This is a genomic window from Streptomyces sp. NBC_00386, from assembly GCF_036063235.1.
GTDB lineage: Bacteria > Actinomycetota > Actinomycetes > Streptomycetales > Streptomycetaceae > Streptomyces.
In genome coordinates this window covers 7,675,305-7,702,105 of record NZ_CP107950.1, presented here as the reverse complement: position 1 = coordinate 7,702,105, position 26,801 = coordinate 7,675,305, and the positions used below count along the sequence as shown (strand labels likewise).

Genomic DNA, 26,801 nt, shown 5'->3' with positions numbered 1-26,801 from the left:
CCGTCGGCCCGGCGGCACGCGGGCCACCCTAGGACTGGGACGCTGCCCTCATGGCGCAGTCGGCACAGTTCACCGTTCCCGTTGACACGGTCGTCGCCCGTATGCGCGCCCTCGACGCGACCCTCCCCGAGCGGGACGGTCTCGCGGTCTTCAACCGCGTCTACCTCACGGTCACCGAGGAGTTCGACCGCCGTCTGGACGCCGGGGTGTTCCCCGACCGACGGGCCGCGCAGACACTGGACGTGCGGTTCGCGGAGCGCTATCTGGCGGTGGCCGAGGAGGGCCGGGCGCCCGCCTGCTGGCGGCCGCTGCTGCGCTTCCGCCGCCATCCGGGGGTACGCCCCCTGCAGTTCGCGCTCGCGGGCATCAACGCGCACATCGGGCACGATCTCGCGCTCGCCGTGGTGGACAGCTGTCGTACGCTCGACTGCGAACCGGCCGACCTGGAGGACGAGTTCGACCGTGTGGGCGATCTCCTCGTCTCGCTGGAGGAACGCATCCGCGAAGAGCTGATGCCGGGCCCCGACCTGCTCCAGATCGCCGATCCGCTCACCCATCTGCTCGGCTCCTGGAGTCTGGAGCGGGCCCGCGAGGCGACCTGGGCGACGGCGCGGGCACTGTGGGCGCTGCGCGGGATCCCCGACCTGGCCGAGGAGTTCGGCGACCGCCTCGACGCGGCGGTGGGCCTGGCCGGCCGGATGCTGCTCACTCCCCTGCGGGCCTGATCCGGCCACGCGCCGCGGTCCTCGCCGGAACAACCGGACGCTCACTGTACGTTGACACCTCGGCACACCCCGATGCGAAGGAGTACAGCTGTATGACGACGCGACTCGGCCTCGCCCTCCCGCAGATGAAGCAGTACGACCTCGGACGGGACGTGCCCGCCGTGGCGCGCGCCGCGGAGGCGATCGGGTTCGACAGCCTGTGGGTCTTCGAGCGGGCCCTGTTCCCGGACCCGCCGACCCAAGGGCTGTACGGCGTCGAGGGACTGGCCTGGCCGGACTCCTACCGCGGTGTCGCCGAACCTCTGGTGACCCTGACCCTCGCGGCCGCGGTCACCGAGCGCGTCGAGCTCGGCACGAGCGTCCTGGTCGCGCCGCTGCACACCCCCTTCCAGCTCGCCAAAACCCTCGCCACGCTCGACGCGGCCAGCGGCGGCCGGGTCGTGGCGGGCCTCGGCACGGGCTGGTCGCTCGACGAGTACGCGGCGGCCTCCGCGCGGCCCTTCGCGGAGCGCGGCGACGCGCTGGACGAGGTGATCGAGGTGTGCCGCGCGGTGTGGGGCCCCGACCCGGTGGTCTACGACGGCACCCTCACCAGGATCGCCTCGGCCGTCGTCGGCCCCAAGCCGGCCCGGCCGATCCCGATCCTGCTCGCCGGCAACACGGGCAAGGCGCGCCGCAGGCTCGTCGACCACGCGGACGGCTGGATGCCGATCGGCATGGGCGTCGGCCAACTGGCCTCGCAGTGGCGCCGGTTGCAGGACCTGGCCGCCGAGCGCGGGCGCACCCGGCCGCTGCGGACAGTGCTGCGGACGAACCCTCGCTACACGCCCAAGCCGTACGCGGGCGACGACCGCCAGGCCTTCCAGGGCGACGTCGGGCAGATCGTGGCGGACCTGGTCGCCCACGCCGAGATCGGCCTCGACGAGATCTTCCTCGATCTCCAGAGCGCGATGCGGGACGCCGAGGAGCTGAAGGACGTGGCGGCCGAGGTGTACGAGGCGGCGCGGGCGGCCGGGGTGTGACCCGGCCGCCCGCACCTCCCGGTCGAGGATCAGTCCTCGGGCAGTTCCACCGGCGCGATCTCGTCGTACACGTCGCCGGGCCCGGGGTTGGTCGGGTCGGTCGTCCCGCCGAGCTGGTGCATGACGCCCCAGACCGCGTTCAGCGCGGTCTGGACGGCGCCCTCGGCCCAGCCGGCCGTCCAGGAGATGTCGTCGCCGGCGAGGAAGATGCCCCGCTTGTCCTCGGGCAGCGACTCCTGCATGAAGTGCGTGAACAGGCGGCGCTGGTAGCGGTAGTGACCCGGCAGGTTGGCCTTGAACGCGCCCATGAAGTAGGGCTCGTTCTCCCAGGACACGGTCACCGGGTTGCCGATGATGTGCTTCCTGATGTCGACCTTCGGATAGATCTCGCCGAGTGACTTCAGCATGACCTCCATGCGCTCGCTCGCGGACAGCGGCAGCCACTTCAGGCTGTCGTCGCACCACGTGTACGAGAGGCAGATGACGGCGGGCTTGTCCGGGCCGTCGTCGAGGAGGTAGGTGCCACGCGTCATCCGGTCGGTGAGCGTCATCGACATGACGTCACGGCCGGTCTCCTCGTCCTTGTCCAGCCAGAACGGCCGGTCGACGGGCACGAAGAGCTTGCTGGACTCCATGTAGTGCGTGCGCTCGATCGCCGTCCAGTGGTCGATCGGGAAGAGCGAGTCGTCGCAGGCGACCTTGGAGAGCAGCATCCAGGACTGCGCGGTGAAGATCGCCGCCTTGTACGTACGGATGTCGCCGTTCGCGTCCGTCACCGTGATGCCGTTGCCCGCGGTCCGGTTCAGCCGGGTCACGGCCGGACGCGGGGCGCCGTCGTGCAGCGTCGACAGCGAGGTGCCGTACGCCCAGTACACGATCTTCTCCGGTTCGCGCTCCCACAGCCGCAGCGGGAGCTGCTGGGAGCCGCCGACGATGCCGCGGTGGTGGTCGTCGGCCTCGGTGTAGACGACCCGCAGGATCTCCAGGATGGAGTTCGGGAAGTCGGTGTCCCAGCCGCCGGTGCCGAAGCCGACCTGCCCGAAGATCTCGCGGTGGCGGAAGGACTTGAAGGAGTCCGAGTCGCACAGGAAGCCGTAGAAGGTCTGGTTGTCGAGCTTCTCGACGAGCTTCGACCAGATCTCCCGGATGCGCGGAACGTCGCGCTCCCGCATGGCCTGGTTCATGTCGGAGAAGTCGGCGCCGTCCTCCAGGCAGGCGTTCCAGGCGTTCATGACGTCGCGGTAGACCTGCGGGAGGTCGTCGACGGAAGTCGCGTAGTGCGACTCGCCCTTGAGGTCGACGACCGTCGAGGGCGTGGACTCGGCAAGGGGGTTGGGGAACGGGCGGGTCTGAAGGCCGACCAGGTCGATGTAGTGCTGGAGGGCGGTGGAGGAGGGCGGGAAGCGCATTGCGCCCATCTCGGCGGTCAGCGAGGGGTCGCAGCCCTCGAAGCCGACCGTGCGCAGCCGGCCGCCGATCTCGTCGGCCTCGTACACGACGGGCTTGAGGCCCATCTTCATCAGCTCGTACGCGGCCACGATGCCGGACAGTCCGCCGCCGATCACCGCGATCTCGGTGCCGTGCTCGGTCGCGGGTATCTGCCCGAGACCCGCGGGGTGCGCGAGGAAGTCGTCGTAGGCGTAGGGGAAGTCCGGGCCGAACATGGTGATCGGCGGCTGCTGCACGTCGGCGTGCTGGACGGCGTTGGGCACGGTGGACGTCATGGGGTACGGACTCCTTGCGCGGAAACTGGTGAGGGGAGGGCTTGCGTGACCGGCCGGGGACAGGCCGGGCGGGAGGTCAGACGAGGGACCCGTAGAGGCCGGGGCGGCGGTCCTTCAGATACGGGTTCGTCTCGCGCGAGGCGGCCAGGAAGACCGGGTCGGCGTCCGCCACGACCAGTTCCTCGCCGCGGCCGGCACGGGCACGGGCGACGCCGTCGGGACCGGCCAGCGTGGACAGTCCGACGAACTCGAACTCCCCTTCCGGGCCGGTGCGGTTGACGTAGGCGACGTACATCTGGTTCTCGAACGCGCGCACCGGGACGACGGACTCGGCGACGAACTGGAACGGGTGCATCTGCGCGGTCGGCACGAGCAGCAGGTCGGTGCCGGCGAGAGCGTGCCCGCGGACGTTCTCCGGGAACTCGACGTCGTAGCAGATCATGAGGCCGACCCGCAGGCCGTTCAGTTCCGCCTGCACGACGGGCTGGTCGCCGGGTGTGAAGTGGTCGTGCTCGAAGCAGCCGAAGAGGTGGGTCTTGCGGTAGTTCGCGAGCCGGGTGCCGTCCGCGGAGATCAGCTGCACGGAGTTGAAGACCCTCGCCCCGCCGTCGGCCCCGGCGGCCTCGCTCTCGGACCGCGCGGACTCGCGCTCGGGGTAGCCGTAGGCGACGGCGACGCCGTGCCGGGTGGCGATCTCGGCCACCGCGTCGGCGGAGTCGCCGTCGGCCGGCTCGGCGAGGCGCGCGATGTCGTCACCGATGGCGTAGCCGGTCAGGAACATCTCCGACGTCACGATCAGCCCGGCGCCCGCTGCGGCGGCACGGCCCGCGGCCTCGTCGAGGACCTTGAGGTTCTCGACGACCGAGCCGGGGCGGCCGGAGCTCTGGAGCAGGGCTGTGCGCATACGGGTTCTCCACCGGTGCGAGGGGGTTCGGGGGGCCACCTAGACGGTACGGTCGGCCGGATCGGGGGGACAAGAAGGACCCGTTGCGCGCCACTGAACGATTCGTTGCGTACCATCGGCCCCCGGCGGCGATTCGTTGCGCGCCCCGTCGCGCGCCCCGCGGTCAAGTCCCGAACGTCCTGAACCCCGGGAGACGCAGGTCACAGGCGGGGGCGGTCCCTGTGACGGGACGGACGCGGCCCGACGCCGGGACGAGGCCGCCGGGGCGGGGTCCGCCGACCCCGGGATGCCCTCCCGGCCGGGGTCACAGCTCGCGCAGCCGCTCCACGATCTCGCGGAGCAGCTCCGGGTCGGCCGCTGGAGCGCCGTCCGGCGGACGGTACGGCTCGTCGATGGTCAGCAGACCGGCCTCGGCCAGGTCGCCGAGCAGGACACGTACGACGGTCAGCGGCAGGTCGGCGTCCGCGGCGAGCTCGACGACCGGCCGGGGGCCGCGGCGGGCCAGGTCGAGCAGCGCGGCCGCCGCGTGGTCGAGACCGGGCCGCCCGGCGTCCGTCTCCAGGACCGTGACCCGCGACATCAGGTCGATGACGTGCCGCCGCGAGGGCCGGGTGCGGCCCCCGGTGACGGTGTAGGGCCGCACCATCGGCCCGGTCTCGTCCTCGTACCAGTGCTCGTCGGTCACAGCCGGATCAGTGGCCCGCGGGGTCGGCCGCCGAGCGTACGGCGGCGGCCATGTGGCGGCCGACGCGGCGGACGAGCAGTTCCATCTCGTGCGCGAGCTGGCCGACGTCCGTCTGCACCTCGCTCAGCACGGCGAGCCGGCTCCCGTCACCCGCCGGGGTGATGAAGAGGTAGGCGTCGTCGAGCATCACCATGGTCTGGCGCACCCCGCCCGCGGCGAAGCGCTCGCCCACCGAGAGGGCGAGGCTGTGGAAACCCGAGCAGACGGCGGCGAGGTGTTCGATGTCCCGTCTGCGCATACCGTCCGAGCAGCTCAGCGGGAGGCCGTCGGCGGTGAGGAGCACGGCCTGGCGGACGTGGTCGGTCCTGGCCACGAGATCGTCGAGCAGCCACCCGAGATCGGTGCCGGGTCGGTCGGCGTCGTCCCCGGACCCGAGGCCACCGCCCGCCGGATCCGGGTGCCGGGCCTCCAGGGTCCGGGCGGGGTGCTCTGGGAGCTGGTCAGGGCGCATCGTCGGCGTCCGTCCCTTCCTCTGTGTCGGTTCGCTGGGCGGGGCCGGACGGCACGGAGCCGGACCCGCCGGTGCCCGGCTCCGCGGGCAGTCCCTTGCGGCCCCGGTCGAGACCACGCTGGAAGGCTCCGAAGACCGCGCGCATCTCCTCCGGCGTGATCTCACGTTCCGGCGTCTCGTCGGCCACCGGTGCCGCGGTGCGCAGCTCCGGGGCCAGGGCGCGCTGACGGACCCGGGTGGGCAGCACGGGCGGTTCCGGGGCTTCCGGCGGCACGGAGCCGGCCTTCTGTTCCCCGGACGCCTTGCGCTGCGCCGGCAGGAGCGCGGTGGCGGTCCGGGTGGGAAGCGCCACCGGAGCCGTGTCCGCCGCCGGGTGCGTGGTCTCCACCGGTGCGAGGACGGCCTCGGGGAGCAGCACCACCGCCGTCGTACCGCCGTACGGGGAGCGGCACAGCGTGACCTTGATGCCGTGCCGTGCGGCGAGCCGGCCCACGACGTACAGGCCGAGCCGGTCGTGCCGGGTCGGGTCGAAGTCCTCCGGTGTGGTGAGGGTGCGGTGGGCCTCGTCGATCTGGTCGGGTTCGAGGCCGAGACCCCGGTCGTCGATCTCCAGGACGAACCCGCTCCCGGCCCGCCCGGTGCGCAGGGTGACCTGGGTACGGGGCGGCGAGAACACGGTGGCGTTCTCGACGAGTTCGGCGATCAGGTGCACGACGTCGGCGACGGCGTCCGCCGCGACACCCACCTCGGGCATCGGGGGGACCACGACGCGCGTGTACTGCTCGATCTCGCTCACCGCAGAGGACACCACCTCGGCGAGGGGCACCGGCCTTCGCCAACGGCGGCCCGGGGCCGAGCCGGAGAGGATGATGAGGCTCTCCGCGTGGCGCCGCATGCGGGTGGTGAGGTGATCGATCCGGAACAGGTCGTCCAGCACGTCGGGGTCGTCGGTACGGCGCTCCAGCGTGTCGACCAGCTTGAGCTGGCGGTGGACGAGCGCCTGGTTGCGGCGGGCGATGTTCAGGAGCACCGCGAACAGCCCGCGGCGCAGGGTGGCTTGCTTGACGGCGGCCTCGACGGCGGCGAGCCGGGCGGTGTTGAAGGACCGGCCGACCTGGCCGATCTCGTCGGCCACCGCCTCCACGTCCGCCAGCGGCGGCGCCTCGGCGGCCGCGTCGACCTCCTCACCGGCGCCCAACCGCTCCATGACCTGAGGCAGTTGGCGGTTGGTCAGCAGGTCGGCGGCGTCGCGCAGCGACTCCAGACGGCGCGAGATGCGCCGGGCGCCGCGCACCGCGAACCAGAGGGACAGTCCGACGGCTGCCAGTCCGAGCACACCGACGATCGCCGCCTTGGTCAGCTCCCGGTAGGCGAACGCCCGCCCGCGCGCGGCGGAGTTGATCGCGGACTGGGTGCACAGCCGCATGTACCGCTTGACTGCGCGGTCGCTGGTGGTGCGCCAGGTGCCGGCCGCGACGGCCTCGCCCGCCTGCCGCGCGCCCGCCCGCAGCAGGGCGTCCTCGCCCCGGGTCAGTTCCCGGTGCAGGTCGTCGCGCTGGAAGGTCTCGAAGAGGGCGCGCGAGTCGGCCGGCAGGTCGGGCACATAGGTCTGCTCGAAGACCCGGCGGTCCTCGATGGTCGCGGTGAGGGTGTCGTACTGGCGGTCGGTGAGCGTGCCGGCGGCCCGTGCCCCGGCGACGAGCGCGTCCTCACGCGACACGAACTCCCGTACCCGCACCAGCTCGACGACGACCTGGGCCTCACGTGCCAGTTGTCCCGCCTGGAGCGCCGTGAGCGCGGACTGGACGTCGAAGGACGGTTCCACCAGGGTGCTGTATTCGGCCACGGCCCGGTCCCAGGTGACGGTGTGTGCCAGCACCCGGCCGCGCAGCCCCTCCAGCCCGTCGACGGAGTGGAGCAGGGCGTCGAGCGCCTGGCGCTGCTGTCCGGAGAGGCTGCTGCGGTCCCCGTCCCTGACCGCCGCGCGCAGGGCGGTCACGGCGCGGTCGGTGCGGCGTTCCTGTGTCAGCAGGTCGACGCCCGCCGTCGTCCCGCGCTTCGCGCCCAGGTACGCGGCGGCGAGGCGGCGTTCGATCTGGATCTGGCCGATCGCCGTGTCGGCCGGAGTGCCGAAGGTGTTGTAGACATCCTGCAGACGGACGAGTGCGCGCAGATCGCCGGTGACGGACACCATGGCGAAACTCCACAGCGTCATGAGGGCGATCACCGGAGCGATCGAGAGGGCCACGATCCGCGAACGGACCGTGGGCGTACGGCCGAAGGGCCAGCGCATGGTCTCCCCAGGACGACGGGACGGTCGGGCTGCCGGGTGACGTGTGGTGACCCGTGTGTTACTCGCGGGTAGCGGGCGCGCGGCTCAAACTAGTCGATGTCGCGCCCGGACCGCAATGGTCCGGACTGACTGAGCGTTCAACGCGCGCTGCGCGCCGTCACCGGATCCGTCCCGTCAGTCGCCCCTCGGCACGGTGAAGACGGTGACGACCGCCGCGTGATCGGAGGGCCAGTCGTTGCCCGCGACATCCGGCCAGGGCCGCGGATCACCGCTGACCAGGGTGTGGGAGTCGAGGACGGCCAGGCCCCGGTGCAGGACGAAGTCGATCCGGTCCTGCGGCTCCGGGCGCCCGCTGCCGTCCTCGTGCTCGGCGTGGACGGGCGACCAGGTGTGTCCCGGATCCCGTACCGGGTCGGGGTGGGCCTCCCGGTAGGAGTCGCGCAGCCCCGCCTCCTCGGCGGCCCGCGTCACCGGCCAGGCGACATCGGGCCAGTCCAGGTGCGAGGGCACGTTGAAGTCACCCGTCAGGACGACCGGCACGGACTCGTCGCGGGTGTCGGCGACCCTCCGCAGGATCTCCCGCATCCGGGCGAGCCGGCCGCTCTCGTGCGCGATCAGTCCGGCCGCCGGGAGCCCGTCGAAGCGGGCCTCGTAGGGACCGTACGGCGCACAGTCGAGGTGGACGCTCCAGACGTCCACCCGCCGCCCGCCGTCCAGTTCGATCCGGACCCCGGTTCCCCCGTAGAAGCCGACGTCCGGGTCGCCGAGCACGGAGGTGATCGGGTGGCGGCTGATGACGCCGAGGTTGTCGCCCGCCCGGTGGTGGTACCAGCCGAGGGCGTCGGCAAGTTCGCGGGCCGCGTCCCCGTACGTCTCCTGGAGACCGACCACGTCCGCGCCGGTCTCCGTGATGACCTTGAGCTGCTTCTCGCGGTACCCGTCGACCCTGGTGCCGCCGAACCAGAGGTTCCAGCTCATCACCCGCAGCTCACCCGGGGTGACCATGGCCCGCAGCCGGGCCGGGGAGACGCCCTCCAGGCTGCCGAGCACGGTCCGGCCGGCCGCGGGCTCGATCGGCGCGAGCGAGGGCACCGCGAGGACGGCACAGCCGGCCGACTCGGCCGAGGTGACACCGGTCTGGGTGTCCTCGACGGCGACGCAGGCCGCGGGGTCGACACCGAGGGCGCGACAGGCGGCGAGGTAGGGGTCGGGGGCGGGCTTGGTGCGCCCGGTGTCGTCGGCGGTGACGGAAACGGCGAAGTGTCCGGCGCCGAGCACCTCCAGCACGGTGTCGGCGACCGCGCGCGGGGAGGCGGTCACGAGGGCGGTGGGCACGCGTTCGCGGGCGAGCGCCCGGAGCAGTTCCCTCGCCCCGGGACGCGGCACGACGCCCGTACGGACCCGGTCCGCGAACTGCCGGTGCAGCTCGACGGCGGTCTCCTCTCCCGGCGCGCCGGTGACGTCGGCCAGCCATGCGGCGGTGTGCTCGACGGGCCGTCCGAGGACATGCGGCTGATCGGCCGCCGTCAGTACGTGCCCGAGCCCGTCGGCCACCTCCTCCACCGCCTCCCACCACAGCCGCTCGGTGTCCACGAGCGTGCCGTCCATGTCGAACAGAACGGCCTGGAGGGGAGGTCGGGCGGTGGTGCGACGGGTCACGGTGATCTCTTTCTTCGGTGGGGGGATCGAGCGTGGAACGGTGGCTCCGCCCCGGCCCCGGACGTCGGGGGCGACCGCCTCGACCCCGGGGCCGGGGCGGCATCCCCAGCCGCAGGCACGGGGCGGCACGTGCGGCCGAGGGTCGGGGTCACGGGCAGGGGGCAGGGTCACGGGCAGGGGTCGGGTCAGAGACCGGGAGCCGGGGCCAAGGCCCGAAGCCGGAGGCCGGGGCCAAGAGCCCAGGAGCCGAAAGCTGGAGGCCCTGAGCCGAGGGCCGGGGGCCGGGGGCCGAGGGCCAAGCCCGGGGCGGGGGCCAAGAACCGGGACCGAAAGCCGGAGGCCCTGAGCCAAGAGCCGGAGGCCAAGGCCGGGAGCCGGGGCCGGAGGCCGGTGACCGGAAGCCGGGGCTGGGAGCCTGGGCCGGGAGCCGATGACCGGTCATCGGAAGCCGCTGGCCGCCGGCCGCCGGCCGGGGAGGGTACCCCTGGTCCGGGGCGGCACCGGGCGCTTCTCAGCTCGTGCGCTCGGCGACCAGGACCGGACGGTCCGGCAGGGCGACGGTCACGGCGGCGCCCGCCGCGAGCGTCGCGGCCTCGTGCGTGGGCAGGTCGGCCTTGACCTCGGTGCCGTCGGCGAGCCGCACGGTCACCCGGGTGGCCGCGCCGAGGAACGCGGTGGCCACGACCCGGGCCCCACCCGACGCGTCGGCGCTCACCCGGACCGCCTCCGGCCGTACCAGGACATCCACCTCCCCCGGTGCGGGCGCGTCCCCGTCCACCGGCAGCCGTCGGCCGAGCACCTCGACCCGGTCGCCGTCGAGGGTCCCCGGGATCCGGCTCATCGTGCCCACGAACTCGGCGACGAAGGCGGTGGCGGGACGCCCGTACAGGTCGGCGGGCGACGCGCACTGTTCCAGCCGGCCGGCCCGCATCACCGCGACCCGGTCCGCCATGGACAACGCCTCTTCCTGGTCGTGGGTCACGAACAGGGTGGTGATGCCGAGTTCGAGCTGGAGCCGGCGGATCTCCTCGCGCAGCGACAGCCGCACCTTGGCGTCCAGCGCCGACAGCGGCTCGTCGAGCAGCAGGACGCGCGGCCGCAGGGCGAGCGCGCGGGCCAGCGCGACGCGCTGCTGCTGGCCGCCGGAAAGCTGGTGCGGAAACCGCTCGCCCTTGTCCCCGAGGCCCACGAGGTCGAGCAACTCGGCTGCCCGGGAACGCCGTTCGGCCGTACGTACCTTGCGCATCCGCAGTCCGAAGGCCACGTTGTCGAGAGCGCTCAGATGCGGGAAGAGGCTGTACGACTGGAAGACCATCCCGGCGTCGCGGCGGTGCGCCGGAACCCGGGTGATGTCCTCGCCGTCGACCAGCACCTCGCCCGAGTCGGGGTGTTCGAAGCCGGCGAGCATGCGCAGCGCGGTGGTCTTGCCGCAGCCGGAGGGGCCGAGCAGGGCGAGCAGTTCACCGGGCCGGACGGCGAGGTCGAGGCCGTCGAGGGCGACGGTCGGACCGAACTCCCTCCTGAGTCCGCGGAATTCGACGGTGGCGGCCTTGTCGAGCGTGGCGACGGTCATGTTCATCCCCGGGAGGCGGAAGCGGTACGGGAGCGGCCGCCGAGGACGGCGAGCGCGAGAAGGAGTGCCCAGGTGAGGAACAGGCTGAGCACGGAGACGGCGACGGACATCTGGGCCTGCGAGCCGCCGACGCTGTAGATCCACACGGCGAAGGGCTGGTAGCCGAGCAGGCTGGCCACCGTGAACTCACCGAGCACCAGGGCCAGGGTGAGGAAGGAGGCGTTGAGCAGCGCGCCGCGCAGATTGGGCAGCACCGCCCGCACGAGCGCCTGTGGCATGCTCGCCCCGCAGCTCCGGGCGGCCTCGACGAGGGTGCGCACGTCGACGGCGCGCAGTCCCGCGTCCAGGGCCCGGTACACGAACGGCAGCGCCATCACGACGTACGCGAGGACGAGGACGACGGGAAAGCCCGGGTCCTGGATCGCCACGAAGGTCTGGAACAGCGGGGTGCGCGCGAGGTGTTCGGGCCCCCACTTGAGGACGGTGGAGATGCCGGCGACGAACGCGATCGGCGGCACGACGAGCGGCAGTGAGCACACCACCTCGACGACGGGCCGCAGCCGGGGCGAGCCGAGCCGCAGCGCGACCATGGCGGGCACCATCAGGAGCAGCACCACGGCGATGGTCGCTACGGCGAGTTCCAGCGAGAGGAGCAGGCTGGAGACGAAGCCGTCGGCGGACACGATCGAGGTGTAGGCGTCGAGGGTGACGCCCTGCCCCGGCACGTCGACCGTGAAGAGCACGGACGCGGCCATGGGCACCAGGAAGTACAGCGCGGCGAGGGCGAGGACCACCCAGCGCCACAGGTTCAGGCGAGCCATCGCGCGCTCCGTCGTTGCAGGGGCAGGTACACGGCCATGACCAGGCCCGCGATGAGGACCATGTCGAGGCTGAGGGCGAGCGCCACGTTCTCCTGGCCGACCAGCACGTTGCCGGAGATGGCGTCGGCTATCTGGAGGGTGACCAGCGGCACCGCACTGCCCACCATGGCGGCGGCCGTGGCGTACGCGGCGAAGGCGCTGCCGAAGAGGAGCACGAGCCCGCCCAGGAGCGAGGGCGCGAGGACGGGCAGGGCCACGTGCCGCCAGTACTGCGCCGAGGTCGCGCCGTTGTTCCGCGCCGCCTCGCGCCACTGGGGGCGCAGGCCGTCGAGGGCGGGCGTGATGGTGAGGACCATGAGCGGGATCAGGAAGTACAGGTAGACGACGACCAGACCCCAGAAGCTGTAGAGGTTCCAGCCATGTTCGGTGAGGTTCAAACGGCTCGTGAGTACACCGGAGTTGCCGAGTGTGGCGACGAAGGCGAAGGCCAGCGGGACGCCGCCGAAGTTGGCGAGGACGCCGGAGGCGGTGAGCACGGCCTCGCGCAGCGCGCGGAACCGGGAGGTCACCACGGCCTGCGCGAGCGGCAGTCCGAGGACGGTCGCGAGTCCGGCGGAGACGGCGGACAGCTTGACGCTGCCGATCAGGGCGGTCAGGTAGGCGCCCTGGAACGAGCCGGTCAGGTTGGCCGTGGTGTACGAACTGGCGCCGGTGGCCTGGTCCTTGACGGTGAACGCGCCGTTGAGCATGGCGAGCGCGGGGACACCGAAGGAGACCGCCACGAAGACGAGCAGCGGGAGGACGGCGAGCGGGCCGGTGGTGCGGCGGCGCCGCCGCTGCCCGTGGGCAGCGGCGGGCGTCACGTCGGCCGGGGCCTCGGTGAGAGCGGTGGTCATCCGGAGACGGCCTTGCCCCAGCCCTGGGCGAGCACGGTCTTGGCCTTGCTCTGCTGGGCCTCGGTCGGGAAGCTCGGGGTGCCCGAGACGGCGGGGAGCTTCGCGGCGGCGGTCTTGTCGAGCGTGCCGGCCTTCTCCATCGCGGTCATCAGGGCCGGGCGGGCGTATCCCTTGAGCCACAGGTTCTGGCCCTCGGCGCTGTAGAGGTACTCCTGCCACAGGCGGGCGGCCGCCGGGTGCGGGGCGTCCTTGTTGATGGCCTGGGAGTAGTACTGGGAGAACTGGCCGTCGCCGGGCACGGCGACCTTCCAGTCGACACCCTTGGACTTGAACTCGTCGGCGTATCCGGCGTTCAGGTAGTCCCAGTCGATACTGATGGGCGTCTCGCCCTTCTCGACGGTGGCCGGGGTCGACTCCACCGGTGTGTAGTTGCCGTTCTTCTTCAACTCGGCGAAGAAGTCGAGGCCGGGCTGGATGTCGTCGAAGGAGCCGCCGCTGGCCAGGGAGGCGGCGTACACGCCACCGAAGGCGGAACCGGACTTGGTGGGGTTGCCGTTGAGCGCGACCTGGCCCTTGTACTGCGGCTTGAGCAGGTCCTTGAAGGTCGTGGGGCACTCCTTGACCTTCTTGGCGTCGCAGCCGATGGAGATGTAGCCGCCGTAGTCGTTGAACCAGCGGCCCGCGGTGTCCTTCTGCCCCTCGGGGAGGTCGCCGAAGGCGGTCACCTTGTACGGGGCGAGCAGACCCTGCTGGGCCGCGCTCAGCGCGAAGGAGCTGCCGAGGTCGAGGACGTCGGGAGCGCGGTCCTGGCCCTTGCGCGAGGTGACGGCGTTGATCTCGTCCTGGCTGGAGCCGTCGGGGCTCTCGACCTGGATCTTGATGCCGTACTTCTTGGTGAAGCCGTCGATGAGGGCGCCGTAGTTGGCCCAGTCGCGGGGAAGGGCGATCGCGTGCAGCGTGCCCTCCTTCTTCGCGGCCTTGACCAGGGCGTCGAGACCGCCGAAGTCCGCGGCGGAGGTCGCGGTGGCCGCGCTCTTGCCGTCGGCGGTGGTCGCCTTGTCGTCGGGAGCGGCGCCGCAGGCGCTCAGGGTCAGCGCTGCGGCGACGGCGAGGCCTCCGGTGAGGAGGGCGGTCCTCGGCAGGAACACGGTCACGGTCTCTCCAGGGTGACGCACGAGGGTGGGGCGGGACGGAGAACTTGTCTGAACAAGTTGGCCCCAGTAGGCCCGCCGATGGTGTCCTGTTCGTAAACTTTGATGAAACCGTGACCCCCTATTCCCTGCACAATCCCGGCCGCCGCGGATCACCGCCCGATGTCGATTAGGCTGATCAAGCTGTGCACAGCAGTCGAATCAGAGGGGAAGAATGGCGGCGCGACACGAGGAGATCGCCGAGGAGCTGCGGCGGGCGATCGACCGCGAGGAGTACACCGTGGGCAGTCTGCTGCCGGCGGAGACGGACCTCGCGGCCCACTACGGCGTCGCGCGCGGCACGGTCCGCCAGGCCGTCGCGGCCCTGACCGCCGAGGGCCTCATCGGATCGCGCCAGGGCGCCCGGCGCGTGGTCCTGGCCGGCCGTCGCAGCCAGAGCTTCGCCGAACTGCGCAGCTTCGCCCAGTGGGCGCGGGCGATGGGGCGCGAGGCGACGGGACACGTGGTGGCCCAGGAGTACCGTCCGGCGACGGCTGAGGACGTCGTCCGCCTCCAACTCCAGGAGGGGACGCCGGTGTTGCACGTGCTGCGGGTCCGGGGACTGGACGGCGAACCGGTGCTGCTGGAGCGCACGGTGTACGCGGACTGGATCTCCCCCGCCGTCGCGGCGATCGAACCCGAGTGCCCGTCCGTCACCCAGCGGCTCCTCGAGGACACCGGCCTGGTCTTCGCGTACGGCGAGCACGTCATCGACGCCGTCGCGGCGGGCGCCCAGGACGCCGACCTCCTCGGAGTCCGTCGCACCAGTCCCCTTCTGCGCGTCCGCAGGGTCACCACCACACGCGAGGGCCGCCCGGTGGAGTGGTCCGACGACCGCTACCGCTCGGACGCGGTGAGCTTCAGCGTCCACAACTCGATCGGCAACAACGCCTTGGCGAGGAAGACGGCGGAGTAAGCGCCTGACGGGGCGCGGGGAACTGCGCGCCCAGCCACTACGGGCCCGCGGCCGCGCAGAGTCACAACCCCCACCGCCTGCGGCGCACCTGCGGTTACGGGGGCGCCGACTATGTAGGCGACCCCGAGGAAAACCTCCGCAGCAGCGGCGACAGCACGAGCACGGACTTCGTCCGCTCCACGAACGGCTCCCCCGCGATTCGTTCGAGCACCCGCTCGAAGTGACGCATGTCGGAGGCGAACACCTGCACCACCGCGTCCGCCTCCCCTGTGACGGTGGAGGCGGCCACGACTTCCTGGTACCGCTCCAGACCGCGCTGGATGGTCTCCGGCGAGGTGTTCCGGCGGCAGTAGATCTCGACGAAGCCCTCCGTCTCCCAGCCGAGCGCCGCCGGGTCCACCCGTACGGTGAACCCGGTGATGGCCCCGGTGGCCCGCAGCCGGTCGACCCTCCGCTTCACGGCGGGCGCGGACAGGCCGACCAGTTGCCCGATGTCCGCGTAGGAGCGACGGGCGTCCTCGGCGAGGGCGTGCACGATGCGTTCGTCGAGATCGTTCAGCACTGCGGGTGGTTCACTTTTCTGCGAGGGGTTCCTGCGACGGGTTCTACTGCTGCTCGGCGACGGTTTCCGCGGTCGCCATCCGGGACCGGCGGTAGCCGTAACTGAAGTAGAACACGAGCCCGACGGCCATCCAGACCCCGAAGACCACCCAGGTGACGGCGGAGAGACTGGCCATCATCCACACGCACAGCAGGAAGCCGATCGCGGGCAGCACCGGCGCGAGCGGAACCCGGAACGTACGGCGCATCGCCGGACGCGTCCGGCGCAGCACGACGACGGCGACGTTGACCAGCGCGAAGGCGAACAGCGTTCCGATGCTGGTGGCGTCGGCGAGCTGGCCGAGCGGGATCGCGGCCGCGAGGACGCCGCAGAACAGCGAGACGATGACCGTGTTGGCGCGGGGCGTGCCGGTCTTCGGGTGGACCCGGGCAAACACCTTGGGCACCAGGCCGTCCCGGCCCATGGCGAACAGGATGCGGGTCTGGCCGTAGAGCACGGTCAGCACGACACTCGCGATGGCGACGACCGCGCAGGCCGCCAGCAGCGTGCCCCAGAACGTCTGCCCGGTGACGTCCTTCATGATCCCGGAGAGGGCGGCCTCGGAGTCGCCGAATCCCCGCCAGGGCTTCGCACCGACGGCGACGGCGGCGACGAGGACGTACAGGGCGGTCACGATGACCAGCGAGAGCATGATCGCGCGCGGCAGGTCGCGCTGCGGGTCCTTGGCCTCCTCACCGGCGGTGGAGGCGGCGTCGAAGCCGATGTAGGAGAAGAACAGGGTGGCACCGGCGGCGCTGACGCCCGCCATGCCGAGCGGCATGAAGTGCTCGTAGTTGCCGGAGCGGAAGCCCTGGACTCCGATGGCGCAGAACAGCACGAGAGCGGCGATCTTCACGGCCACCATGATCGTGTTGGCGCGCGCCGACTCGCGCGCTCCGCCGAGCAGGAACGCCATCGCGAGCAGGACGACGATGAGCGCGGGCAGATTGAAGACGCCCCCGTCGCCGGGCGGCGCGGACAGCGCGTCCGGGATGGTGACGCCGATGGTGCCGTCGAGCAGCTCGTTCAGGTACTCGCCCCAGCCGACCGCGACGGCCGCGACCGAGACGCCGTACTCCAGGACCAGGCACCAGCCGCAGATCCAGGCGATCAGCTCGCCCATCGTTGCGTACGCGTAGGAGTACGAGGATCCGGCGACCGGGATGGTGCCGGCGAGTTCGGCGTAGGAGAGGGCGGAGAAGAGGGCCGTGAGACCGGCGATGACGAAGGACAGGGTGACCGCGGGACCGGCCTTGGGGACGGCCTCGCCGAGGACCACGAAGATTCCGGTGCCGAGCGTGGCACCGATGCTGATCATGGTGAGCTGCCACAGGCCGAGGGAACGCCGCAGCGAGCCCCCCTCACCTTGTCCGCCCTCCTCCACCAGGCGTTCCACCGGCTTGCGGCGCAGGAGACGCGCGCCGACACCGGGGGTGGGCGGGGCTGACGTGGGTGGGGACTGCGGGGGTGCACCTTGGTCGAGCACGCGCTGGCTCCTTCATCGCTGCCGGTCGAAGAGGACGGGAACCGGCGGGACCCCTGACAGCCGGGACCCGCCGAGCGGGGTCCCCGCCACGCCTGTGTACAGCGCTCGACCCTATGAGTTCGGGCTTCACGGGCGTAATGCAGCAACCTTGCGCATCTCCGCAAGATCGTTGCGTTCATCCCATCCCGGCGTACGTTCGTTGCGCGGGCCCTTTCGATGGTTGCGCAAGGCGACTTCCCGACGGTCAAAGAGCCGCGAAGACCCCCGGACGACCGCCGTACGCCGGTCCGTGGAACGGCCTCCCACGCGTACGGCCCCCGCTCCCGGCCTTGAGTTCTAGGAGTCGTCGCAACACCCCAGTTGGGGAGTGCGATGGACTTCGAGATTCGGGACCGGTCGGTCAACCAGGGACGCCGTAGGTTGACCGAGGAACGGCGCATTTACCTTCAGCTCGTGCAACAGGGCATGAGCAGTGTGGAAGCGTGCCGGATCGTCGGGATCAACTACCGGACGGGAAAGCGGTGGCGTAACGGCCGCGCCCCGTCCGGCAGGACGGTCGGGGCGCCACCGATCCCTGCGGTGGCGCCTTCGGGTCCTTCCCGCCACCTCCGTGAAGCCGACCGGATCCATATCGCCGACCGGCTGCGGGAGAAGACCACGATCCGGCAGATCGCCGCCGAGCTGGGCCGCAGCCCCTCCACGATCAGCCGGGAGATCCGCCGCAACGGCACGGTCGACCCGCGCGGAGCCCGGCACTACCGCCCGCACTCGGCCCAGGCCCGGGCCGACAGCCGGCGCCCCCGCCCCAAGCCGGGGAAGATCGCCCAGAACCTGGAACTGCGCGCCTTCATCCAGGAGCATCTGGACCTGCGATGGAGTCCGGAGCAGATATGCCAGGCCCTGCGCACCCGCTTCCCCCAACGGCCGGAGCTGCACGTGGTCCACGAGACCGTCTACCAGGCCCTCTACGTCCAGGGCAGAGGCGAGCTGCGCCGTGAGCTTGCCAAGGCACTACGGACCGGTCGCGTCCGGCGCAAGCCCCGCCGCCAGGCCCAGCAGCGCCAGCCCCGCTTCCGCGACCCCATGGTGATGATCAGCGAACGACCCGCTGAAGCGGAGGACCGGGCCGTGCCCGGTCACTGGGAAGGCGACCTGATCATCGGCAAGGACGGCACCTCTGCCATCGGCACGCTCGTCGAGCGCTCCACCCGCTACGTGATGCTGCTGCACCTGCCGAACGGCCGGGGCACCGAACCGGTCCGCGATGCCCTGGTCGAGACGGTCCAGACACTGCCCGCCCATCTGAAGCGGTCACTGACCTGGGACCAGGGCAGCGAGATGGGCCGTCACCGCGAGTTCACCATTGCCAGCGCAGTCCCGGTCTACTTCTGCGACCCGGCCAGCCCATGGCAGCGCGGCTCCAACGAAAACACCAACGGGCTGCTGCGGCAGTACTTCCCCAAGAGCACCGACCTGTCCGTCCACACCCGTGAGCACCTGGACGCGGTCGCCGCCGAACTCAACGGCCGCCCACGCAAAACGCTCGGCTGGGAAACCCCAGCCGAGCGGCTGCATAAACTCCTCACGGCCTGATCAACACGACCGTTGTTGCGACGACCCCTAGAAAGCGCCGGCAGGGAACAGGGGCCGTACGGAACCGCGGCGGATCAGCTCCAGCTGGCGTGCAGCGGCTGGCCCTCGGCGTAGCCGGCCGCGCTCTGGATGCCGACGATCGCCTTCTCGGTGAACTCCTCCAGGGAGTTGGCACCCGCGTAGGTGCAGGAGGAACGGACGCCCGCAATGATCGAGTCGATCAGGTCCTCGACGCCCGGACGGGACGGGTCGAGGAACATCCGCGAGGTGGAGATGCCCTCCTCGAACAGCGCCTTGCGGGCCCGGTCGTACGCGGACTCCTCGCTGGTGCGGTTCTTGACGGCCCGCGCGGACGCCATGCCGAACGACTCCTTGTACAGGCGTCCGCCGGCGTCCTGGTGAAGGTCGCCCGGGGACTCGTACGTGCCGGCGAACCACGAGCCGATCATGACGTTGGACGCACCGGCGGCCAGTGCCATCGCGACGTCACGGGGGTGGCGGACACCGCCGTCGGCCCACACGTGCTTGCCGTACTTCTTCGCCTCGGCCGCGCACTCCAGCACCGCGGAGAACTGCGGCCGGCCGACGCCGGTCATCATGCGGGTGGTGCACATGGCACCCGGGCCCACACCGACCTTGATGATGTCGGCGCCCGCGTCGATCAGGTCCTTGACGCCCTCGGCGGCGACGATGTTGCCCGCGACGATCGGCACCTGCGGATCCAGCGCGCGCACCGTCCTGACGGCGCTGATCATCGACTCCTGGTGACCGTGAGCCGTGTCGATGACGAGCGTGTCGACGCCCGCGTCGAGCAGTTGCTTGGCCTTGCCCTCCACATCGCCGTTGATGCCGACGGCGGCGGCGATGCGCAGCCTGCCGTTCGCGTCGGTGGCCGGCGAGTACAGCGTGGCGCGCAGAGCGCCCTTGCGGGTGAGGATGCCGGCCAGCTTGCCGTCCGCGTCCACGGCGGGGGCGTAGCGGCGGTTGGCGTTGTCGAGACGGTTGAACGCCTCGCGCGGCTCGATGTCCGCGTCGAGGAGCAGCAGGTCCTTGGACATGACCTCGGACAGCTGGCTGAAGCGGTCCACGCCGGTGAGGTCGGTGTCGGTGACCACACCGACGGGGCGCCCCTCGTCGTCGACGACGACGCCCGCGTTGTGCGCGCGCTTGGGCAGCAGCGCCAGCGCGTCGGCGACGGTCTGGTGGGGCGCGAGGACGATCGGGGTGTCGAGCACCAGGTGGCGTCCCTTGACCCAGGAGACGACCTCGGTGATGACCTCGATCGGGATGTCCTGCGGAATGACGACAAGGCCACCGCGGCGGGCGACGGTCTCGGCCATCCGGCGGCCGGCGATCGCCGTCATGTTGGCGACGACGAGCGGGATGGTGGTGCCGGTGCCGTCGGGAGAGGCGAGGTCCACTCCCTGACGCGAGCCCACGGCGGAGCGGCTGGGCACCATGAAGACGTCGTCGTACGTCAGGTCGTACGGGGGCTGGATGTCGTTGAGGAAACGCACGTGCTGCACATCCCAGTCGATCAGAGGTGGCCCCCGGACAGGTCAGCCAGGGGGAAGAGCACGTACTTCATTGTCCCATGACAGCCGGTATGCGGTCCCCGGGCGGATCATCCAGGCTGGTCAGGGGGCAGCTGGTCGGATCCTCCAAGGGAGAGGACGACCGCGAGCGCCGCGTCGGAGGCCTCGTAGTGACCGGAGGCCGCCGCCAGCACCCCCTGCGCGGTCTCCCACTCGTCGGGCCGTGCTCGCGCGTAGGGGCGCCAGCCGGTCACCACGATCAGTCTGCCCGGACTGGCCGGGCCCCAGTCGGGGTCGCCCAGGACGTCGCCGAGCGCGTCCCAGTTCCGCCCGAACCACTCCGGCAGGCCGAGGTCGCGGACGCAGCGCGCCATGAAGGCGCCCTTGTCGAGGACCCCGGTGAGGTCGAGTTCGGTGACCTGCCACCCGGCCGAACGGCATACCGCCGCGAGCGGACCGTGCGTCATCTCAGCACCGCCTTGAAGGAGTTGTAGTGATCGTCGGTGTAGAAGATCTCCCCGCCCCGCCCCGTGACGATGCGCCGGGCCCCGCGGTCGCGCTCGCCCGGGGTCCGCACCGTGTACTCGTGGTAGTAGCCCCTGGCGTGCCCCGGCAGCTCCCGCTCGAAGTTGCCGAAGACAGCGCCGTCCTTGGCGTACGGGAAGGGGCCGCCCCGGTCGATGAGGGCGAGGGTCGCCCGCGCCTCGGCGGGGAGCGCGGCCACGGAAACGGCCGGCAGGCCGCCGACCCAGGAGGGGACCGCCGTGGCACGGCTCGCGGTGGTGGCCGCCGGGTCTCGCGGACCGGCCGTGTCCGGCGGCGAGCAGCCCGCCAGCAGGACCGTCAGACAGACCAGCAGGCCGGCGAACAGACGGCCCGTGAACGCGCGAGGGGACGGCCGCAGCGGCATGTCGTAGATGCTGCCACGGCCGTCCCCCAGCGGCGCGCGCTGTGTGCTGTCCTCAGGCCCCGTCCGGGTCCGCCCGGTTCAGCGCCGGACGCGGCGGCGGGCCCGCCGTCATCAGCGCGTCCGCGGCCGACGTGTCCGTGACCAGGCTGGTGACGAGCCCGGACCGCAGTACCGCGTCGATGGCGGCCGCCTTGCGGTGCCCACCCGCTATGGCGACGACCTCGGGGATACGGCGCAGCCGGTCGGCCTCGACCGTGATGCACCGCTCGCCCAGGTCACGCCCGACCCGACGGCCCTCGGCGTCGAAGAGGTGCGCGGACATCTCGGCGGCGACACCGAGCGACGCGTAGTGCGCGCGCTCCTCGTCGCTGAGCATGTCGTGCACCGTGGAGATGCCGGGCTCCCAGGAGCCGATGGAGACGCAGGCCACCGTCACCTTGTCGAAGTACTCGAAGGCGCGGGCGATCCCCGTCTGGTTGCGCAGCGCCGCCGCGGTGGCCGCGTCGGGCAGCAGCATCGGCGCGTAGATGGGGTGGGCGTCGCCGCCCGACACCTGCGCGGCACGCCGTACGGCCTCGACGGAGCCGCGCTCGGCGGTCCCGGCGTCGTACACACCCGTCAGCTGCACCACGGTGCACGGTGGGAGCCGGTCCAGCGCCGCCGCCATGTGGATCGTGGAACGGCCCCAGGCGAGACCCAGCACATCGCCCTCGTTGACGAGCTCGCCGAGCAGGTCGGCGGCCACCTCGCCGAGGTTCTCCGGGTCGGGCGACTCCTCGGCCTCCGCCGGGGACTCGACGACCACGGCGTGCCGCAGGCCGTAGCGGGCGCGCAGCGCGTCCGAGCGCTCCGCGTCGAGCTCGGCGGGGACGCGGATCTCGATCCTCACGAGATCCCGTTCGAGAGCGGTCTCCAGGACCCGGGCCACCTTGAAGCGGCTGACGCCGAACTCCTCGGCGATCTGGATCTTGGATTTGCCCTCGAGGTAGAAGCGGCGGGCCATGGCCGCCGCCTGGACCAGCTCAGCGGGTCCCATCCGCATGGCTGACCGGCCCGCCGACATACCCGACACGGCGATCTCCTCACTTCTGTTCACACTCTGGATTCGCCGTTCATCCTTGCAGATCCGGCGCACTTGATCCGCCCTGATGGGCGGCGTTCACGTTCCCTTGGCTCAGTGGCCGCACGCCCATGACGCACGGGTCGTCGCCTCCTCGGCCTGGGTGCGCAGTGCACGTACCGCCTGAGCGGGGTCCGCGGCCCCGTACACCGCCGAACCGGCGACGAACACGTCGGCCCCCGCTTCCGCGCACCGCTCGATGGTCGAGGCCGACACGCCACCGTCGACCTGGAGCCACAGTTCCAGGCCGTGCTTGCTGATCAACTCGCGCGTGCGGCGGATCTTGGGGAGCATGATGTCAAGAAAAGCCTGGCCCCCGAATCCGGGCTCGACCGTCATGATGAGCAGCATGTCGAGCTCGGGCAGCAGATCTTCGTACGGCTCGATGGGGGTCGCGGGCTTGAGCGCCATCGAGGCACGGGCACCCTTGGCCCGGATCTCGCGGGCGAGCCGGACGGGCGCGGCGGCGGCCTCCACATGGAACGTGACGGAGCCGGCACCGGCTTCCACGTACTGGGGCGCCCACCGATCGGCGTCCTCGATCATCAGATGGCAGTCCAGCGGAATGTCCGTCGCACGGGCCAAAGACTCTACGACCGGCACCCCGAGGGTGAGGTTCGGTACGAAATGGTTGTCCATGACGTCGACATGGAGCCAGTCCGCGCCTTCCACCGCCTTTGCCTCCTCGGCAAGACGGGCGAAGTCGGCGGACAGGATGCTGGGGTTGATCTGCGCGGCCATGCCCCAAGACTGCCATGCCCCGGGCCCGTTGCCCGCCCCGGTCCGGACCTGGATCGTCCCGCGGACGCCGTACGAGGGTCCGCCGTGCCATGCTGGACGGCCCAGCGGCGCTGCGTCCGGTCTCGGGGGTGGGCATGAAGCGGCTCGACGTCTGGAAGCATGCGGCCATCGGAGGCGTGTGCGGACGGCGCTCCAAGTGGCTGGTCCTGGGCCTGTGGCTGCTGATTCTCCTCTTCGTGGCCCCACTCGGAACGAAGCTCAGCGATGCCCAGGACAACGACGCCCAGTCCTGGCTGCCGGGATCGGCCGAATCCACCCAGGTCCTCGACATCTCGAACGAGTTCCGGCCCGAGCAGATCCCCGCGGTCGTCGTCTACGCGCGCCCCGACGGCCTGACGGCACAGGACCGGCGGCAGATCTCCGAGGACGTCCGGCAGCTCAAGACGCTGCGGGACCACGGCATCCGCGGCGCCGAGACCCGGGGACCGGTCTTCGACCGGCAGCCGGATCCGCGCGCGGCGCAGATCTACGTCCCCATCACCATGGACGCGGCCGGCTGGCAGCGGATCGCCCCCGCCGTCTCCTCCATCCGTGACCAGGTGGGCAAGGGCGGCGACGGGCTCTCGGTGCACATCACCGGGCCCGGCGGCACGGCCGCCGACTCCTCCAAGGCCTTCGAGGGCATCGACTCGACGCTGCTCTTCGCCGCGATGACCGTCGTCATCGTGATGCTGCTGATCACCTTCCGCAGTCCGACCCTGCTGTTCGTCCCGCTGCTCGGCGTGGTCGTCGCCCTGTTCACGGCCCAGGCGCTGATCTATCTGCTGGCGAAACACGCCGGTCTGACCGTCAACGGCCAGAGCGCGGGCATTCTCACCGTGCTGGTGTTCGGCGCGGGGACCGACTATGCCCTGCTGCTGGTCGCCCGCTACCGCGAGGAACTGCGCCGTCACGAGGACCGGCACGAGGCGATGGCCCTCGCCATGAACCGGGCCGGTCCCGCCATCCTCGCCTCGGGCGCGACCGTCGTCCTGAGCATGCTGGTGCTCCTGGTCGCCGAGATGAACTCGACGCGGGGTCTCGGACCGGTCGCGGCGATCGGCGTGGCCGTGGCGCTGCTCGCCATGCTCACGCTCTTCCCCGCCCTGCTGCTCGTCTTCGGCCGCTGGATCTTCTGGCCGGCCGTCCCGCACCTCGGCTCGGCCGATCCGACCAGGAGCGGCGTCTGGGCGCGCATGGGCCGGCGGATCGCCCGCCGCCCCCGGACCTTCTGGGTGGCCACGGCGCTGGCGCTCGGACTGCTGTCCCTCGGCCTGATCCAGCTCCGCGCCGCGGGCATCCCCAACGCCGACCAGTTCACCGGGAAACCGGACTCGATCGTCGGCCAGGAGGTGTCGGCGCAATACTTCCCCGCGGGCGACGGGGATCCGTTGGTCGTCGTGTCCAACACGGCTCAGGGCAGACAGGTCGGCGAGACCGTGGCGGCGGACCCGGGAGTGGTGCCGGCGAGCATCGGGGTGCCACCGGGTACCGCGCCCGTGCACGACGGCAGGGTGCTGTTCGAGGCGACCACCCGCGCCCCCGCCGACAGCACGGCGGCGAAGGACACCGTGGAGCGGGTCCGCGACGCGGTGCACGCCGTGCCGGGTGCCGACGCGAAGGTGGGCGGCGGCTCGGCGGCCCTGCTGGACATGGAGAACGCCCAGACGCACGACAACTATCTGGTCATCCCGCTCGTCCTGGTGGTGGTCCTGCTGGTCCTGAGCGCCCTGCTGCGCGCGCTGATCGCCCCGCTCCTGCTGATCGGGACCGTGGTGCTGTCGCTGGCGACCGCTCTCGGTGTGAGCGCGCTGGCCTTCCGGCACGTCTTCGACTACGCGGGCGAGGACGTGGCCTTCCCGCTGTTCGTCTTCGTGTTCCTGGTGGCGCTCGGCATCGACTACAACATCTTCCTGACCACCCGGATCCGCGAGGAGGCGATCCGTCATGGCACCCGGCAGGGCGTGGTGACGGGCCTGGCCACCACCGGGGCCGTGATCACCTCGGCCGGTCTGGTCCTGGCGGGCACGTTCGCGGCACTGGGCACCCTGCCGATCGTGGGGTTCGCGGAGATCGGCTTCGCGGTCGCCCTGGGCGTGCTCCTGGACACCTTCGTGGTGCGCTCGGTGCTGGTCACCTCGCTCTTCCTCGATGTCGGCCCGAAGGTGTGGTGGCCGAACCGGCTCGCGCACGAGGACGGCGGCTCCCGGCACCCGGACACTCCGGAGCAGTCCGGGGCGCTCGCGGCGTCCCCGGGGCCCTCGGGGACCCAGGACACCGGGGACCCGGACGACTCCACGAGACCCGCCCGGCCGCCCGACTGACTGACGAGACGCACCGGAGCCCGGACCGGTCGCCGGGCCGATGTCCCGGGCCGAGCCGAACGACAGACCTCGGAGCGTCGGGTCAGGCGGTTCGGCGGATCAGGGCCAGGTACATCGCGTCCGTCCCGTGCAGGTGCGGCCACAGCTGGACGTCGGGGCCGTCCCCGAGCGCGGGCACGCCGGGCAGCAGCGGGCGGGCGTCGAGCAGTTCGGCGGAGCCGTCCTCGAAGTGCTTGAGGACGTCGTCGACGACCGCGCGGGTCTCGGCGAGGTGCGGCGAGCAGGTCGCGTAGCCGACGACACCGCCGACCCGCACCGATGCGAGCGCCGTGCGCAGCAGTCCGCGCTGGAGCGGCCCGAAGCGGTCGAGGTCCTCGGGGCGACGCCGCCAGCGGGCCTCGGGACGGCGGCGCAGCGCGCCCAGGCCCGTGCAGGGCACGTCCATGAGAACCCGGTCGAAGGTGCCGGGCCGCCACGGCGGGCGGGTGCCGTCGGCGGCGATGACCTGGTAGGGGCCGGGGTTCCCGGCGAGTGCCTTGGCGACGAGCCCCGCGCGGTGCGGCTGCTTCTCGGAGGCGAGCAGCGTCGCTCCCCGCTGGGCGGCGAGGCCGGCCAGCATCGCGGCCTTGCCGCCGGGTCCGGCGCACCCGTCCAGCCAGGCCCGGTCGGGGCCGTCGAGCGGCGCGTTCGCCAGGGCGATCGCCACCAGCTGGCTGCCCTCGTCCTGGACGCCCGCACGGCCCTCCCGTACGGCGTCGATGGCGCCCGGCTCACCGCCCTCGGTGAGCCGCACGGCGTACGGGGACCAGCGCCCGGGAAGCGCCGAGTCCTCGTCGAGGGCGTCGAGGAGTTCCCCGGCGGTGGAACGTCCGGGCCGGGCGACCAGGGTCACCTCGGGCCGCTCGTTGTCGGCCTCCAGCAGGTCCTCGATGCCGGCCCGGCCGCCGCCGAGGGAGTCCCAGAGCGCGGAGACGACCCAGCGCGGGTGTGAGTGCACGATGGCGAGGTGGTCCTCGGCGTCCTCGTCGTAGGGCGGCGCGACCTGTTCCAGCCAGGCGTCGAGGTCCTGCCGCGCGACCTTGCGCAGCACGGCGTTCACGAACTTGGCCCGCCCGTCGCCGAGCACCACCCGGGCCAGCTCGACCGAGGCGGAGACGGCCGCGTGCGTCGGGATGCGCGTGCCGAGCAGCTGATGGACCCCGAGGCTGAGCACATCGAGGACCGGCGGGTCGACCTCGCGCAGCGGCCGGTCGACACAGGCCGAGATGACGGCGTCGTACGTCCCCTGGCGGCGCAGCGTGCCGTACACCAGCTCGGTGGCGAGCGCGGCGTCCCGTGCGTCGAAGTCGTCCTTCTGCCTCGCCTTGCGCAGCAGCGGCGGCAGGACGAGGTTCGCGTACGCGTCCCGCTCGTCCACGGCCCGCAGCGCCTCGAAGGCGAGCATGCGGACCGGGTCCTTCTGGGGGCGGCGGTAGGGCTTGCCGGGCTTCTGCGGCCGACGGGGCTGCTCACTCACGAAAAAGGTGCTCCGGA

The 26,801-nt window shown here is 71.8% G+C and carries 23 protein-coding genes; 5 read left to right on the top strand and 18 right to left on the bottom strand.

What is annotated here, in order from left to right:
- The first annotated feature begins 50 nt into the window (after window positions 1-50).
- On the top strand, window positions 51-725 hold the full coding sequence (locus OG780_RS33865) for a DUF5995 family protein (protein ID WP_328454620.1): 675 nt from the start codon (window positions 51-53) through the stop codon (window positions 723-725).
- A gap of 92 nt (window positions 726-817) precedes the next feature.
- On the top strand, window positions 818-1,747 hold the full coding sequence (locus tag OG780_RS33860; RefSeq protein WP_328454618.1) for an LLM class F420-dependent oxidoreductase: 930 nt from the start codon (window positions 818-820) through the stop codon (window positions 1,745-1,747).
- A gap of 29 nt (window positions 1,748-1,776) precedes the next feature.
- Here OG780_RS33860 and OG780_RS33855 read toward each other — a convergent pair whose 3' ends face one another.
- The 10 genes from OG780_RS33855 to OG780_RS33810 all read right to left on the bottom strand — a co-directional run bounded on the left by OG780_RS33855 (window position 1,777) and on the right by OG780_RS33810 (window position 13,967).
- Window positions 1,777-3,471, bottom strand: coding sequence for a flavin monoamine oxidase family protein (locus OG780_RS33855; protein ID WP_328454616.1), 1,695 nt, complete (start codon window positions 3,469-3,471; stop codon window positions 1,777-1,779).
- Between the two features lie 76 nt (window positions 3,472-3,547).
- The gene (locus OG780_RS33850) at window positions 3,548-4,375 is read right to left on the bottom strand and encodes a carbon-nitrogen hydrolase family protein (RefSeq protein ID WP_328454614.1); all 828 of its coding nucleotides are present in this window, start codon (window positions 4,373-4,375) and stop codon (window positions 3,548-3,550) included.
- 304 nt (window positions 4,376-4,679) lie between these two features.
- Entirely contained in the window at window positions 4,680-5,021 is a 342-nt protein-coding gene (locus OG780_RS33845) for a DUF742 domain-containing protein (protein ID WP_326791038.1), read from the bottom strand.
- A 46-nt stretch (window positions 5,022-5,067) separates the two neighbouring features.
- Complete coding sequence (locus OG780_RS33840; RefSeq protein ID WP_326788955.1) at window positions 5,068-5,571, bottom strand: roadblock/LC7 domain-containing protein; 504 nt, start codon at window positions 5,569-5,571, stop codon at window positions 5,068-5,070.
- The gene (locus OG780_RS33835; protein ID WP_328454612.1) at window positions 5,561-7,864 is read right to left on the bottom strand and encodes a sensor histidine kinase; all 2,304 of its coding nucleotides are present in this window, start codon (window positions 7,862-7,864) and stop codon (window positions 5,561-5,563) included. The genes OG780_RS33840 and OG780_RS33835 overlap by 11 nt, the downstream gene beginning before the upstream one ends.
- A gap of 174 nt (window positions 7,865-8,038) precedes the next feature.
- Window positions 8,039-9,523 carry an HAD-IA family hydrolase gene (locus OG780_RS33830; protein WP_328454610.1) on the bottom strand — a complete coding sequence of 495 codons (1,485 nt, stop codon included), beginning with the start codon at window positions 9,521-9,523 and terminating at the stop codon, window positions 8,039-8,041.
- Window positions 9,524-10,034: 511 nt separating this feature from the next.
- Window positions 10,035-11,096, bottom strand: coding sequence for an ABC transporter ATP-binding protein (locus OG780_RS33825; protein ID WP_328454608.1), 1,062 nt, complete (start codon window positions 11,094-11,096; stop codon window positions 10,035-10,037).
- Between the two features lie 2 nt (window positions 11,097-11,098).
- A complete protein-coding gene (locus tag OG780_RS33820) occupies window positions 11,099-11,917 on the bottom strand; it encodes an ABC transporter permease (RefSeq protein ID WP_328454606.1) in 819 nt (272 codons plus the stop codon).
- Window positions 11,905-12,813 (bottom strand): ABC transporter permease, encoded by a 909-nt coding sequence (locus OG780_RS33815; protein WP_328454604.1) that lies wholly within the window; start codon window positions 12,811-12,813, stop codon window positions 11,905-11,907. Before OG780_RS33815 ends, OG780_RS33820 begins: the two co-directional genes overlap by 13 nt.
- The gene (locus OG780_RS33810) at window positions 12,810-13,967 is read right to left on the bottom strand and encodes an ABC transporter substrate-binding protein (RefSeq protein ID WP_328454602.1); all 1,158 of its coding nucleotides are present in this window, start codon (window positions 13,965-13,967) and stop codon (window positions 12,810-12,812) included. The genes OG780_RS33815 and OG780_RS33810 overlap by 4 nt, the downstream gene beginning before the upstream one ends.
- A gap of 211 nt (window positions 13,968-14,178) precedes the next feature.
- Between OG780_RS33810 and OG780_RS33805 the strand changes: the two genes are divergently transcribed.
- Window positions 14,179-14,919, top strand: coding sequence for a GntR family transcriptional regulator (locus OG780_RS33805; RefSeq protein WP_328454600.1), 741 nt, complete (start codon window positions 14,179-14,181; stop codon window positions 14,917-14,919).
- Window positions 14,920-15,028: 109 nt separating this feature from the next.
- Here the strand turns inward: OG780_RS33805 and OG780_RS33800 are convergent, their stop codons facing one another.
- Window positions 15,029-15,481 carry an Lrp/AsnC family transcriptional regulator gene (locus tag OG780_RS33800; RefSeq protein WP_015661832.1) on the bottom strand — a complete coding sequence of 151 codons (453 nt, stop codon included), beginning with the start codon at window positions 15,479-15,481 and terminating at the stop codon, window positions 15,029-15,031.
- A 43-nt stretch (window positions 15,482-15,524) separates the two neighbouring features.
- Window positions 15,525-17,006: an amino acid permease gene (locus tag OG780_RS33795; protein ID WP_328454598.1), complete on the bottom strand. Its 1,482-nt coding sequence runs from the start codon at window positions 17,004-17,006 to the stop codon at window positions 15,525-15,527.
- A 372-nt stretch (window positions 17,007-17,378) separates the two neighbouring features.
- Between OG780_RS33795 and OG780_RS33790 the strand changes: the two genes are divergently transcribed.
- Window positions 17,379-18,599, top strand: coding sequence for an IS30 family transposase (locus tag OG780_RS33790; protein ID WP_328454596.1), 1,221 nt, complete (start codon window positions 17,379-17,381; stop codon window positions 18,597-18,599).
- A 74-nt stretch (window positions 18,600-18,673) separates the two neighbouring features.
- On the opposite strand, the gene OG780_RS33785 is transcribed toward OG780_RS33790, so the two are convergent.
- The 5 genes from OG780_RS33785 to rpe form a co-directional block, all read right to left on the bottom strand.
- Complete coding sequence (locus tag OG780_RS33785) at window positions 18,674-20,116, bottom strand: GuaB1 family IMP dehydrogenase-related protein (protein ID WP_328454595.1); 1,443 nt, start codon at window positions 20,114-20,116, stop codon at window positions 18,674-18,676.
- 107 nt (window positions 20,117-20,223) lie between these two features.
- The gene (locus tag OG780_RS33780; RefSeq protein ID WP_328454594.1) at window positions 20,224-20,601 is read right to left on the bottom strand and encodes a barstar family protein; all 378 of its coding nucleotides are present in this window, start codon (window positions 20,599-20,601) and stop codon (window positions 20,224-20,226) included.
- The gene (locus tag OG780_RS33775; RefSeq protein ID WP_328454593.1) at window positions 20,598-21,044 is read right to left on the bottom strand and encodes a ribonuclease domain-containing protein; all 447 of its coding nucleotides are present in this window, start codon (window positions 21,042-21,044) and stop codon (window positions 20,598-20,600) included. The genes OG780_RS33780 and OG780_RS33775 overlap by 4 nt, the downstream gene beginning before the upstream one ends.
- 52 nt (window positions 21,045-21,096) lie before the next feature.
- Window positions 21,097-22,140 carry a sugar-binding transcriptional regulator gene (locus OG780_RS33770; RefSeq protein ID WP_328454591.1) on the bottom strand — a complete coding sequence of 348 codons (1,044 nt, stop codon included), beginning with the start codon at window positions 22,138-22,140 and terminating at the stop codon, window positions 21,097-21,099.
- A 78-nt stretch (window positions 22,141-22,218) separates the two neighbouring features.
- Entirely contained in the window at window positions 22,219-22,905 is a 687-nt protein-coding gene (gene rpe / locus OG780_RS33765) for a ribulose-phosphate 3-epimerase (RefSeq protein ID WP_328454589.1), read from the bottom strand.
- A gap of 134 nt (window positions 22,906-23,039) precedes the next feature.
- Between rpe and OG780_RS33760 the strand changes: the two genes are divergently transcribed.
- A complete protein-coding gene (locus tag OG780_RS33760) occupies window positions 23,040-25,268 on the top strand; it encodes an MMPL family transporter (protein WP_328458582.1) in 2,229 nt (742 codons plus the stop codon).
- Window positions 25,269-25,350: 82 nt separating this feature from the next.
- On the opposite strand, the gene OG780_RS33755 is transcribed toward OG780_RS33760, so the two are convergent.
- The gene (locus OG780_RS33755) at window positions 25,351-26,784 is read right to left on the bottom strand and encodes an RsmB/NOP family class I SAM-dependent RNA methyltransferase (protein WP_328454587.1); all 1,434 of its coding nucleotides are present in this window, start codon (window positions 26,782-26,784) and stop codon (window positions 25,351-25,353) included.
- Window positions 26,785-26,801 lie beyond the last annotated feature (17 nt).